This is a genomic window from Lysinibacillus sp. BPa_S21, from assembly GCF_023337795.1.
GTDB lineage: Bacteria > Bacillota > Bacilli > Bacillales_A > Planococcaceae > Lysinibacillus.
Window position 1 is genome coordinate 356,266 of record NZ_JALIRS010000001.1, and the last position, 12,988, is coordinate 369,253.

The window sequence follows — 12,988 nt, forward strand, 5'->3', positions numbered from 1 at the left end:
ATATAAAGGTATATTCCAAATTAGGATAAGATTAGATTTTTGCAGTGTAAACGTTCGTATATGGTGCTAATCAAAGTAATCTAAATTGAACTAAAGTAAAAATAAATTCAAAATCAAAACAAGAAGGGAGGTATTCTATTGTTTAAAGATATTTCAAAACTTCAATTGGTACTATCTTTTTTTATGATTTTTATCGGTTTTTTGCAAGCGTTTAACAACTGGGGAGAAAAGAGAACTTTATCTTTATTCTTTTTGACTTCTAGTACTTTAGCTTTAATTTTTGCGATTATTGGTCTGATTGTTTATAGGAAACGGCAAATAACTAAAGACTAAAATGCTTGAAAGGGGTTCTTTAAAACGTACGGGTAATAACGAAAAAAGATTGAAGCTTATTAGCCCCAATCTAGTTTCTTCTTATTCTGCATTATTAATTAGCCCCATTTTAGAAAACATTGATATATCAATATTTTGAAGGTGCTATTTGATGGATTTTCATTCCTGTCACTTAACATTTGGATAAATCATCGTTGCAGGGTCTACATATTCATCGAATTGTTCCTCTGTTAGTAAGCCAGATGCTATGGCTGCTTCTTTTAATGTTGTGCCTTCTTTATGGGCTTTCTTCGCGATTTTTGCTGCATTTTCATAACCGATATAAGGGTTTAGTGCTGTTACAAGCATTAATGAGTTTTGTAAATTATGGTCAAGTACTTCTTTATTTGGCTCGATTCCGACAGCACAATGATCATTAAATGATTTCATCGTGTCTGCTAGTAGGCGAGTGGATTGTAAGAAGTTATAAATAATGACGGGCTTGAAGACATTTAGCTCGAAATTACCTTGGGAAGCGGCAAAGGCAATTGTTGCATCATTGCCAACGACTTGTGTCACAACCATCGTCATCGCTTCACTTTGGGTTGGATTTACTTTACCGGGCATAATGGATGAGCCTGGTTCGTTTTCTGGAATCGTAATTTCTCCGATACCTGAACGCGGACCACTGGCTAACCAGCGAACATCATTGGCAATTTTCATCAAGTCAGCTGCAAGAGCCTTCAATGCGCCATGTGCCACAACAGCTTCATCATGACTCGTCAGTGCATGGAATTTATTTGCGGCTGAAGTAAAATGTTTACCTGTCAATTCACTAATTTCCGCTGCTACACGCTCACCAAATTCCGGATGTGCGTTAATACCTGTACCAACTGCTGTTCCGCCAATCGCTAGTTCTTTCATATATTCAATATTTTGGACAATCATTTGCTCAGATTTAGCAAGCATTGCTGCCCAGCCACTAATTTCTTGACCTAATGTAAGTGGTGTCGCGTCTTGTAAATGGGTACGGCCAATTTTAATAATTTCTTTAAATTGCTCAGCTTTGTCATCAAGTGTTGCTTTTAGCAAGCGTAGTCGTGGTAGTAAATAATCTTCAACTTTTAACACTGCTGCAATATGCAAAGCCGTCGGGAAAGTATCGTTTGAACTTTGAGATTTGTTGACATCATCGTTTGGATGGATGCGTTCAGCCTCGCCAGCATTTTGTAAAAGTTGGTTTGCTCGGTGCGCAATTACCTCATTGACGTTCATATTTGACTGTGTACCACTACCAGTCTGCCAAACGACAAGAGGAAATTGGTCGTCCCATTGACCCTTTAAAATTTCGTCTGCTGCTTGCACAATCGCATTTGCTTTTATAGCTGAAAGCTTTCCTAATTTAATGTTTGCTATTGCAGCACTTTTCTTTAAAATGGCCATTGCTTGAACTAGCTCAATAGGCATTTGTTCTGTACCGATTTGGAAATTCTCTTTACTGCGCTGTGTTTGAGCACCCCAAATCTTATCTGCAGGTACTTGAATTTCACCCATAGTGTCTTTTTCAATACGATAATCCATGTTAAACAGCTCCTTTATTTATGTAAATCTCTCCGATTACATCCGACGGAGAATTTAACTTCTTTCAACGGGTACCAAACATCTGCTAAAAAGAAGTTAAAAAACGGATATTCTTAGTCTGATGTAAGAATATCCGTTTGATACATGCTTATTTCAAAAAATAGGGGGGATTCTGAATTAAGCATTTCAGAGTAAAGAAATAATCTATTGATAATGATAATTGTTATCAATTAGAAAGTCAAATGCTTTGCTTTAAAAAATCTCATTTTGAATTAATTTGCAATGAATTTTCCTTAGAGTTCTTCTAAGTGTAAAAAACGCTACCAAACGATAGCGTCGATTGATCATTTTAGGGAAGAGCTATCGCTTTTTCTTCCCAATTTCTTTTAATAGTTGTTTTTTAGGTATTTTTTCAAAGATGATACTTACCTGATAGTTGTTATCGTCTATTTGCACAATTTGAACAACTTTTGCTTTACGTCCTTTAATTTTAATGTTCTCTTCGACAGTTGGTAAATTTACGAGCAGCTGACTTAAAACGGATGTCTTGTTTTCATAAAAATGAGTTACAAACATATTTTTTCTCCTTATTACTTTTTTTATTTGAACCTAGAAAAAAGCCCTTCCTTTATTGCCCGTATGTAATGTAAAAAAAGTAATTAGCAGGGGAAGGTTTTTACTCAATGTATGATAAGAACCAATCATATAGAACATTCGTTATATTGCCGGGATTTCTACTTTGGACCTTGACGAAAAAGTAAAAAACCATTATGATATATCGAAATAAATTAACAATGATTGGAAGTAGTAATGAATGTAGTTTGCTTTAGAGAGATGATGGCTGGTGGAAATCATTGCAAACCATTTATGAACTCGTCCAGGAGTTTTTATGCTGAATGCAGTAAGCGTAAACGGCTGCTACCGTTATAGTAAAGTGAGCTTTTTAGCTAATCAGAGTGGTACCGCGGATAACTTCGTCTCTATATTTATTAGAGAGGAAGTTTTTTTATTTAGGAAATTGAAAGACGACGAATCGCAACTAGCAAATATCTTTGCTTCTTCGACAAAATACTTGGTTTTTATGTAAAAACATAAGGGGGAAATGTATGGAGATCACAAAAAAACGTGCAACAACAGTTGGATTAGTAGCGCTTGTATTATCAGCACTTTTAACAGCAATGAGTCAGGTTTTCTATGCAAAGCAGGTGCAAGAGGTACCAACATTTTTATTTACAGGTATTAGTTTTTTCATGACAGCTATTTATTTCTCATTCTTCGCACGCAAACATAAACAAGCTAATATGTGGCGAGGAAATATTCATTATGTTGTGAAGTTGAATGTCGCGTCCGTGTTAGCATTTATGGGCTTTTATTTCGCTTTAAAATATGTAGAGTCAGCGATTGTGAGTGCGTTAGAGATGGGCATTGGACCGCTTTTTGTCTTGGTATTGGCCGTTTTTGCTAAGGAATCAATTCCGAAATCACAATGGGTAATTGCCACAGGAACGTTTATCGCTTGTACTATATTAATATTTGCGGTTGTAAGTGGGAAATCAGCTATTCAAATGGAGATAAACTTGCAAGTGGTTTTAGCATTAATCGCGAGTGTTGGCTGTGGAATTGGAGCTGTACTTTGTACGATTTATTCTAAGAGGTTAAGTGAGGCTGGTTGGACTACTTCCATGATTTTAGCGAATCGTTATTATGGCATAATTTTATTATCTTTTTTCGCGACTTTCGACATATTTTTTAAATATTTCCAGGGAAATATTTCGTGGATAATCGCTGTGACAGCAATGGGTGTCATGCTTCCAATGTATTTATTGCAGATAGGCATTCAGTATTGTTCGCCGCTAATAGTTATGATGAGTTTATGCTTTGTTCCAATATTCGCATTTTTCTTTCAACTATTTGATGCGAGGCTATCATGGTCGCCCGTTTCCCTGATAGGAATCAGTCTATTGTTTATTTTGGGCGTGTGTAGCTTGTATTTAGAAAAACGGACGGTTTCAGAGTAACGTAAGCGCGTTATAATAATAGTAAGGGAGGGAACATAATGTATTTGAAATCATGTAAGGTATTACAGAGAGAGATCGTAGATAAAGACCAATATCCCTTTAATATACCTAGTTTGCAGGATTTACAGGAGCTAGAGTTTCCTACAAATGTAACCTTCTTTGTTGGGGAAAATGGCTCTGGTAAATCAACACTGCTAGAGGCTATAGCTGATCGCTGTGATTTTAATACTGCGGGTGGTGGTCGTCAAAATTTATATGAAGTACATAAAGCGGAATCTGCACTTGGGGAATTTATTCGTTTATCCTGGTGGCCAAAAGTTTCAAATGGCTTTTTCTTACGTTCGGAAACGTTTTATCAATTTGCGAGTCATATTGATTTGTTAGATGGTCATCCAAATAAGTATGCCGCTTTCGGTGGCAAGTCGCTACATCATCAATCACATGGCGAGTCTTTTTTATCGCTATTTATGCATCGTTTTAAAGGCAAGGCCATTTATTTATTGGATGAGCCAGAAGCCGCATTGTCACCAACGAGACAGCTGAGCCTACTCAAAATTATGAAAGATTTAGAGCATGAGGCACAATTTATTATCGCTACACATTCACCTATATTGCTTGGCTATCCAAATGCGACCATCTATAGTTTTGATAATGAGGAGATTGAATCTATTCGTTATGAGGATACTATACATTACATTGTTACGAAGCGCTTTTTAAATGCACCGGAAACCATTTTTTCAGAGTTATTTGATGAGGAGAGAGAATCATGAATCAACGTAAAGGCTTAGTCATGCGAGAAATTCGATTAGATGAAATGGCACAATCAATCGATTTGCTTAATTATGTTTTTCAAATGTCCATGTCTATTCATAAGGACCGCCGCTTTGTGAATGCTAAAAGTAAGCAATTTAACGAAGGTCATGCCATTGGTTGGTTCGATGGCTCACATCTTGTATCTCAAATTTTAAGCCTACCTTTTGAGGTAAATGTTCATGGTAGGATTTATGAAATGGGAGGCATTACTGCGGTCGGAACGTACCCTGAATATTCAGGGCATGGTTTGATGGAGAGCCTTATCATTGATAGCTTGGAGCGGATGCGAAATGAAGGACAATTTATATCCTATTTATTTCCATATTCTATCCCGTATTACCGAAAAAGGGGCTGGGAAATTATGAGTGATATTGTGGAATTTCAAATCAAAGATACGCAGCTTCCTCGCTATGGTGGTCTAAATGGAAAAATCCGTCGTGTCGATCCGAAACATGAAGACGTTGTGACGATTTATGCGCATTATTCAAAGAAGACGCACGGTGTCATGGTTCGTAATAGTATCGCTTGGAATGAAAAGTTTCAGGAAGATTTTTGGGAGGAAAAATTTATTGATAGTGATGTAAACCTCCAGGCAGCGGTTTATTATGATGAGGATGATATACCACAGGGTTATATGTTTTACCGTATTATGGAGGAAAATTATTACATCGATGAAATGGTCTATTTGCAGGAAGAAGCACGTAAAGGTTTATGGAATTTTGTCTCAGCGCATAACTCAATGATTTACAATGTTTACGGTAAAACAACTGGCAATGAAGCCGTTGCCTTTCTGTTGGAGGATAGTGAAATTATTCAGAAGGTATCTCCTTATTTTATGGCACGAATTGTAGACGTAAAAGAATTTCTACTACGCTATCCATTTTCGGGAAATGATTTTCAGCTTCGCCTCGCTGTTAGTGATCGCATTGTGGCATGGAATAATGGCACATTTGTTATCACGAAGCACAATGGAAATGTTACCGTTGAAAAGGTGAGTGAGACACAATCCGAAAATGCTATTCAGCTAACGGTCCAAACACTTGCCACGATGCTACTAGGCTATAAACGACCGAGCTATTTAGAGAAAATCGAGCGTTTACATGGCAATGCCATAGAAATTGCATTACTAGAGACGGTGCTACCAATAGGCATTCCAACGTTTATTGATTATTTTTAAAAATAATGGGGATTTGTGCGGAGGATGTACAGATCCCTTTCTTATTGCTTCAAGAAAAAATTGATCAGCTCAGCGCAAGAACTGCTCGGGTTCAACGGAAAACTGATCAGGTCAGCGCAAGAACTGCTCGGGTAACCACAAGAACTGCTCCAGTCACTAAATATGCGAGGGTGGAAAGTTTCTCCTTATTTAGGAAACATCTATTCCGCTGAAATCGTCTCTATCTTAACAGATTGGGGGCTACAGATGAACGATGCCGAGAAGTTAGAAAAGGAGAAAGTATACAAAAAAACTCTTCTAGTGCTATTTATTTGGATATTGTTTTTTGCTGGTATTATTGGGTACGGTATTTATTGGCTGTTTTTTGATTGTGCTAGATTTAAACAAGAGCTGATTGCTGAATCTACATCTCCACAAGGAACTTATACAGTGAAGGCTTATGTTTCAGATGCTGGTGCGACGACTTCTTATACGGTGTTTGGAGAGTTAGTTTTCAACCATGAGAAAAGAAAGCCTAAAAAAATATATTGGCAATATCGAGAAAGTGAAGCTAACATTTACTGGAGCGACGATGATACAGTAAGTATTAACGGTGTGACATTGAATGTGCCTGATGAAACATATGATGATCGAGATAATGAGTAGCCATAACCATAGCAGTTATGGCTTATTTTTCTGTGATCCAAGCTTTTCTTAGCAGTTGTACACCGAGAGTAATTTCCTCCATTTTTAATTTACTAAAGCCTAATTGAATAATTGGCACAGAACTTGGCTGTTGAAGAAAATATGGGCTTGTAGGATAGACCTTGACTCCGTAGTGTTGAGCATTTTGAATGAGCTGCTCTTCTGAACATTGAGTTTGCACCTTCACTAATAGATAAAGTCCGGATTGTTCTCCAAGTATCGTAATTTTTTCTCCGAACTGTTTGTCAAGCTCCGCTACAAGCGCATTTATTTTATGTTTATAGGTGATACGCATTCTTTTAATATGCCGAGTCCATTCACCTTGTTCCATGAATTTCGCCATTGTTAATTGATGTAAGGACGAGGCATTATGTTCGAAATGAGCAAAGCGTTCTTTATATGGCTGTACAAGTGTCCTTGGTAACACCATATAGCTTAAACGAATAGCTGGTAAAAACGATTTTGAAAATGTCCCTAGATAAATTACACGTGACTTGTCGAGTGAGGCGAGAGCAGGAAATGGCTGTTGCGTATAACGAAATTCACCATCATAATCATCCTCAAGTATAAAGCCACCAACTTTTTTAGCCCACTGAATTAACGCTTGCCGTTGCTGAATGCTCATGGAAACGCCGTATGGAAAATGATGAGAAGGTGTGACATAGATTAAGCGCGAATGTAGGTGCTTTAAATGCTCAAGCCTTGCACCGTTTTCCGACACAGGTAAAGTTTCAATCTGAAAGTCATGCAGCTTGAATGCTTCTCGTGCACCGTTGTAGCCAGGGTCTTCTAAAATAACACTTGGGAAATCCTGCTTTAATAAAAAGCATAGATAAATTAACATTTGTTGCGTGCTACTACCGATAATAATGTCCTCTTCATTTACATGAACGCCACGAGCTTGAAGCAAATAATGTACAAGCTGCTCTTTTAGAAATGGCTCACCGAAAGGGTCGCCATATTCATAGCATCTTTGTAAAGGTAACACTTGATTAGCCATTTGCCGCCATATTTTTAAAGGGAAATGTTGTTGATCGACTGCTCCAGCTCGAAAGTCAATGAGGACATCTCGACTGTTCGTTTTCATTTTTTGAGTAAGGCTCGGCTGTTCCTCCTGAAGGAATACTTTTTCAAACTCATTCACGAAATAACCCTTTCGTCCCTCACCACGTATGTATCCTTCCGCGACGAGCTGCTCATAGGCAGTTAAAGTTGTATTCCGACTGACATGTAAAGTTTCGGCGATTCTTCGAATAGAAGGAAGGGAATCATTAGTTTTCAATCTTCCTTGTTCGATTAACCATTTGATTTGCTGATAAATTTGTTTATATTTTGCCTCTTCGTCTGTAAATAAGAAAATAAAATCCTCCATAAAGTCCCTCCTTGACATGCTGGAATGTAGAGAACTGTTTCTTTTTAAATGTCAGTTTGTTTTTTATCATAATACTAGAATTACATATTAAAAGAAATGGGGAGAATCGAGAATGGAGATTTGTAAAGTAACCTTAGCAACAGTTGGAGATGTAGTGCCATTATTTAACGCTTATCGAGAATTTTACGGTCAACCATCAGATTTAGAAAAGGCTGAGCAGTTTCTGATGGAGCGTTTAAATAAGAGGGAGTCAGTTATGTTTCTTGCTTATCTAGATGCGCAGCCAGTTGGTTTTGCCCAGCTCTATCCTATTTTTTCATCTGTGGCATTGAAACAGTCGTATATTTTAAACGATTTATTTGTGGCAGAGCATGCTAGGAAACAAGGTGTAGCACAGAGCCTAATTGAACAATGTTATTCTTACTGTTTACAGAAGGATGCACGTTATATAGCTTTAGAAACAGCGACAGACAACGTTCGTGCTCAAAAATTATACGAGAAGCTCGGAATGAAAATAGACGATGGCGTATTTCATTATATTAAATATTGGTAAGAGGAGTTTCGAAAAATGACTATAACAATCAAACACTTAACAACTCAGCAGGAGTGGATGGAAGCATATTGCATTATGGTGCAGCTTCGTACGGAATTAACAGTGGAAAAATACCTCCAATTATTAAAGGAAATGACTCAAGATGGCTATATGTTATTTGCTTTATACGAAAATAAGAACATTGTGGCTGTCGCCGGATTATGTTGGAGAGTCAATTTTTACAGTGAACGCCATATTTTTGTCTATGATTTAGTAACGGATGAGGCCAATCGTTCAAGAGGATATGGTGAAAAATTATTGCATTATCTTCACCAATGGGGCAAAGAAAATGGCGCACACTATATTGCTTTAGAGTCTGGTATTCAAAGGGGGAGTGCACATCGCTTTTATGAAGATCGATTAGGTTATGAAAAATGGTGCTATTCTTTTCGAAAAGCAATGTAAAGGTGCAGTGAATAATTTATTGAGCAAAATCCAAATAAAGAGTGAAAGCGACTAGAGTTTTTCTAGTCGCTTTTTAAATATTTATATAATGATTAACATTCAATATTTATTCATAAAGGATAATTATTTAACGATTATCATTAAATTTATCTTGATTTCAACACTGCCATTTAATATGCTTTATATGAAGAAGGGCGCAATATAGAGCACAGACGATGATTTCCGCATGAAGCGGCGGAAAAGCGGGAGTTAGCGGCGGAATTTGCATATTAAGCGGCGGAAAAGCGGGAGTTAGTGGCTGAATTTGCACATTAAGCGGCGGAAAAACAGGAGTTAGTGGCGCAACTTGCACATGAAGCGGCGGAAAACAGGAGTTAGCGGCGCAAGTTGCACATTAAGCGGCGGAAAAGCAGATGTTACCATCGAACTTCAAACATCAACCAACGATTCCTGAAAAACTTCTTATGATCATTTGTCATTCTTCATGTAAAACATTTTGAACAGGGGGAAAAATGATGGTTTTGGAAAGTATAATAAGTGCAATGATTCAAGTCATGTTATTTTCAGTTATACCGTTTATTTGGTGGTTTTTCTCAGCAAGAAAAGAACAAACATTTTTAAGATGGCTAGGCCTCAAAAAGCCGGTCATTGAAAATAAAAGGAATTATTTTGTATTGTTATTATTCATTATTGTTTTATTTCATGTGCCGCTTTATTCAATTACTTATTTCTACTTAGACAGTTCAATCTTAGCGTCCAATCGTTTTACAGGGATTGGTATTTCTGGGCTCATGCCAGCCTTTTTCTATGCAATTGTACAAACAGGATTGTCGGAGGAGCTGTTTTTCAGGGGTTTTTTACTGAAAAGATTCATGCATAAGTTTGGCTTTCAAATTGGAAATATCGTACAAAGTTTACTATTTGGTATTTTACATGGATTGATGATGTTTTCATTTATACCTTTTGGAGTTGTCGTGTTAGTTGTGTTGGCAACCGCGTTTGTAGGGTATTTAATGGGGTGGGTAAATGAACGAAAATCCAATGGCTCTATTCTAACAAGCTGGGGTATACATGGCTTTGCCAATTTGTTTGCCTCCTTAACGGCAATGTTTAATATGTTCTAAAGGCTAAGCTCATTTGCATTTCGTCATTTTCGATTGCATAATAAAGCAGAGGCGTGATAGAAATTCAATTTTTTTGTATTAACTTCTTTTAGTAGCTGAAAGAAATTAAAGGCTCCGGCGGATGTCATGGAATGAAAAGAAGTTCTTAGAGGATGTTAGCCTAAAGATTATCGCGGCCATGCGATAACGGCTAACTGACCTGTGTCAGTGCTGCCGCTACGCTTTCGCGCAAAAACATCGTCTTGCCTTTGCACTAAGCCGATTCCGGGCGCAATTTTGCTGAGGCATAATTGATTGGGAGGGCGTATGATCACTGCGATATGCCGTTATTATAATATAGCATTTACGCCTTTTTTCGTTGATTATCACGTCGCCTCATTAGCTATACTATTAATAGGTATTATTGAAACAGAAATACTTAATAGACGAAAAAGGAAGGGACGAGCATAAATGTCGGAATGGCCAAAGGGAGTATCAAAGCCTGCTATACGAGCATTGAATGCGGCAGGGTATACACAATTAGAGCAATTGGAAAAGGTTGATTTATCAACGTTAAAAAAATTACACGGGATGGGACCGAAAGCGCTAGCAGCCCTTGAAACGGCGCTGAATGAAAGTAGGGAGCATAGTGAATAAACTATCATTATTTTTACTGGCAATGGTGGTCTATTATATCTTTGTTGTTTTGGTGATTAGCAAGTTATTTATTATTCCTCTCATGAAATTTATGGCGCTTGTATTCTTCCTTGGAGCAGGCTTTATTTTTTCTCGGAAAATGCGAAGGAAACTACAATAGGAGGAATTATGAAAATTACAAAACTAGTTATATTTTATTTAATCATTTTTATGTTGGCACTAGTACTATCACTAGCGGGGGTTAACGTAAAAATTTCACTTGGCATTTTTATCTTAATTGCCATTGCAATGATTTATAGACATATACATATTTTATTCTGGACTAATAATATGAAATGGGTGGATAAGTTAGTCAAAGGACGCAAGAAGCATCCTTTTTTTGCTTACCCTTATGCAGTTGCTTATGGGACAAGAGTGGACTTGATTCATTCCCTAGACATAGCTATTGAAAAATATAAGCAGCCAGCTATAAAGTATAACTATAAATTTATAAAGGCAATACTGGAAGAAAATTTAGAGGAAGCAAAGGATGCCGCTAATAAAATCAATAAAGAGCCATTAACTAGCTATGCAAAATGCTATATCGCTGCACTTGAAGGACGAACAACTGACATGCGAAGCGATCAGCTTACACAGCCATGGATGCAGCCAGCAATTGAAGCGGTTTATGCGTACGAAGTGAAGAATGAAGCAGACCTTCATCTTTATATGCAAGAAAGCATTGAATTGGCTCGCGGTGTACAAAAATATGTGTTAATACATACATTTGAAAAAATGAAAACGGATCTGTGAAAAATAGGCTACTTGATGCTTTTGGGTGTCAGGTTGCCTATTTTTTAATTTAAGAAATTTACACTTAACATACAAATCTTGTTTACTCATTCGTCTAATATAGTAAGAGAGGTGAAAAGATGGAGTTTGATGAGCTTTATGAACAATATTTTCAACGCATTTATCAATTTATTTACTATATGGTTTCGGATCCAAGTTTAGCGGAGGATTTAACGCAGGAAACATTCATTCGAGTTTATAAAGGACAGTTTAGAAATGAGGCTGCTATGGACACTTATATAAGGAGAATTGCACGAAATCTTGTTTATGACACCTATCGAAAAAAAGCACTTATTAAATGGCTTCCATTTCAAAGAAAACATGAAAAACGGGAGACACAATATGTGCCACATGATTGGATCATGCAGTCTGAAGAACGTCGGCTATTGTATGAGGCAATTCAGTTATTAAAGCCTGAATATCGAGAGGTTCTAATTTATAGAAAAATCGAAGAGTTATCTTTAGCCGAAACTAGTGAAATATTAGGATGGTCTACAGTGAAAATTGCAAATACCCAGCGAAGTGCTATGAAAGCTTTAGAGAAAAAACTAGGAGGTGATGACTTTGGATTTAAACAATCGACTGAAGGAACTCAATAAATTACCAGAGGATCAGTACATAAAGAATCGCATTTACGAACGGATTCACCGCAAGGAGAAAAAAGGTTTACCGATTTGGAAGGAAGGTGCCTTACTTTTTACGATTGCCATGATTACTCTATTTTTTATCATGCTACCACAAAGTTCTTCATCACCTCAGACAGCTAGTCACCCTATTCAAGCGATTTACATGCATTTCGGAGGAGAAGAAGGGCAATTCTTTGCGCGAAGTTCGAGTTTGTATATGTCTGTGAAAAAGGTCCAAGATCCAACAGTTTTTAGCTTTTTTGAAGACTTAACACAGTATGTCGAAGAGGTAGATGGAAAGTTAGGGAACCATATAACTGATGTAGTCGTTGTCAGGGATGGTCAAGAGGAACACTATCAGATCTCAGATACGGGTATGTTAAATATTGATTCTGGTCAATTTTTTGTTGGGAATTCTGACGTATACGATGAAGTATTTGAAGCATTATACTCTGTAAAAATATTACCTTGGATGTTTATCTTCCCACTGATTATGGTCCCTATAAATATATTCTCTATGTCCTATTATAAACGTCATAATCTACAAGGAATTAAACCGTCGAGGCGTATGTGGGGGCTGATAGTACTTGTAGTTGCGATGCTATCCAGTGTTTTTGCTTGGGCAGCCTGGGTCGGTCCATTGTATAAACCATTAATGATTATGTGTGCGTTTTTATATGGTTTCATTATTTGGCATCATATAAAGCGAGAAGTACAGACATATTCCGTCTATAAAGTAGAAACAATAAAAATAAGTATTATTAGTGCAACACTTGTTTTAATTATTATACTTTATTAATAGTTGTAACAATAAAGC

15 protein-coding genes and 1 other annotated feature are annotated in these 12,988 nt (G+C 37.0%); of the genes, 12 read left to right on the forward strand and 3 right to left on the reverse strand.

Annotation, left to right across the window (positions count from 1 at the left end):
• The first annotated feature begins 138 nt into the window (after positions 1-138).
• Positions 139-333, forward strand: a complete 195-nt coding sequence (locus MOK21_RS01725) for a hypothetical protein (RefSeq protein ID WP_249072233.1) — start codon at positions 139-141, stop codon at positions 331-333.
• Positions 334-501: 168 nt separating this feature from the next.
• Here MOK21_RS01725 and fumC read toward each other — a convergent pair whose 3' ends face one another.
• Together fumC and MOK21_RS01735 are read right to left on the reverse strand one after the other, a co-directional pair.
• Positions 502-1,893: a class II fumarate hydratase gene (fumC, locus tag MOK21_RS01730; protein WP_249072234.1), complete on the reverse strand. Its 1,392-nt coding sequence runs from the start codon at positions 1,891-1,893 to the stop codon at positions 502-504.
• Positions 1,894-2,253: 360 nt separating this feature from the next.
• Complete coding sequence (locus tag MOK21_RS01735) at positions 2,254-2,469, reverse strand: hypothetical protein (RefSeq protein WP_249072235.1); 216 nt, start codon at positions 2,467-2,469, stop codon at positions 2,254-2,256.
• Between the two features lie 209 nt (positions 2,470-2,678).
• Positions 2,679-2,878: a binding site (T-box leader), on the forward strand.
• Between the two features lie 121 nt (positions 2,879-2,999).
• On the opposite strand from MOK21_RS01735, the gene MOK21_RS01740 reads away from it, so the two are divergent.
• The 4 genes from MOK21_RS01740 to MOK21_RS01755 all read left to right on the forward strand — a co-directional run bounded on the left by MOK21_RS01740 (position 3,000) and on the right by MOK21_RS01755 (position 6,546).
• On the forward strand, positions 3,000-3,911 hold the full coding sequence (locus tag MOK21_RS01740; protein ID WP_249072236.1) for a DMT family transporter: 912 nt from the start codon (positions 3,000-3,002) through the stop codon (positions 3,909-3,911).
• 38 nt (positions 3,912-3,949) lie between these two features.
• A complete protein-coding gene (locus MOK21_RS01745) occupies positions 3,950-4,681 on the forward strand; it encodes an AAA family ATPase (RefSeq protein ID WP_249072237.1) in 732 nt (243 codons plus the stop codon).
• A complete protein-coding gene (locus tag MOK21_RS01750) occupies positions 4,678-5,901 on the forward strand; it encodes a GNAT family N-acetyltransferase (RefSeq protein WP_249072239.1) in 1,224 nt (407 codons plus the stop codon). Before MOK21_RS01745 ends, MOK21_RS01750 begins: the two co-directional genes overlap by 4 nt.
• Positions 5,902-6,147: 246 nt before the next feature.
• Complete coding sequence (locus tag MOK21_RS01755) at positions 6,148-6,546, forward strand: DUF5412 domain-containing protein (protein WP_249072241.1); 399 nt, start codon at positions 6,148-6,150, stop codon at positions 6,544-6,546.
• A gap of 22 nt (positions 6,547-6,568) precedes the next feature.
• Here the strand turns inward: MOK21_RS01755 and pdxR are convergent, their stop codons facing one another.
• A complete protein-coding gene (gene pdxR / locus MOK21_RS01760; protein WP_249072244.1) occupies positions 6,569-7,957 on the reverse strand; it encodes a MocR-like pyridoxine biosynthesis transcription factor PdxR in 1,389 nt (462 codons plus the stop codon).
• Between the two features lie 112 nt (positions 7,958-8,069).
• Here pdxR and MOK21_RS01765 point away from each other — a divergent pair, with 112 nt between their 5' ends.
• The 7 genes from MOK21_RS01765 (at position 8,070) to MOK21_RS01795 (ending at position 12,970) form a co-directional block, all read left to right on the forward strand.
• Complete coding sequence (locus MOK21_RS01765; RefSeq protein WP_249072246.1) at positions 8,070-8,510, forward strand: GNAT family N-acetyltransferase; 441 nt, start codon at positions 8,070-8,072, stop codon at positions 8,508-8,510.
• Between the two features lie 15 nt (positions 8,511-8,525).
• On the forward strand, positions 8,526-8,954 hold the full coding sequence (locus MOK21_RS01770) for a GNAT family N-acetyltransferase (protein ID WP_249072248.1): 429 nt from the start codon (positions 8,526-8,528) through the stop codon (positions 8,952-8,954).
• Positions 8,955-9,469: 515 nt separating this feature from the next.
• A complete protein-coding gene (locus MOK21_RS01775; RefSeq protein ID WP_249072251.1) occupies positions 9,470-10,078 on the forward strand; it encodes a CPBP family intramembrane glutamic endopeptidase in 609 nt (202 codons plus the stop codon).
• Between the two features lie 450 nt (positions 10,079-10,528).
• Positions 10,529-10,714: a helix-hairpin-helix domain-containing protein gene (locus tag MOK21_RS01780; RefSeq protein ID WP_249072254.1), complete on the forward strand. Its 186-nt coding sequence runs from the start codon at positions 10,529-10,531 to the stop codon at positions 10,712-10,714.
• 168 nt (positions 10,715-10,882) lie between these two features.
• Positions 10,883-11,506, forward strand: a complete 624-nt coding sequence (locus tag MOK21_RS01785) for a hypothetical protein (RefSeq protein WP_249072256.1) — start codon at positions 10,883-10,885, stop codon at positions 11,504-11,506.
• Between the two features lie 119 nt (positions 11,507-11,625).
• Entirely contained in the window at positions 11,626-12,144 is a 519-nt protein-coding gene (locus MOK21_RS01790) for an RNA polymerase sigma factor (protein WP_249072259.1), read from the forward strand.
• Positions 12,110-12,970, forward strand: a complete 861-nt coding sequence (locus MOK21_RS01795) for a hypothetical protein (protein ID WP_249072260.1) — start codon at positions 12,110-12,112, stop codon at positions 12,968-12,970. The genes MOK21_RS01790 and MOK21_RS01795 overlap by 35 nt, the downstream gene beginning before the upstream one ends.
• Positions 12,971-12,988: the final 18 nt, after the last annotated feature.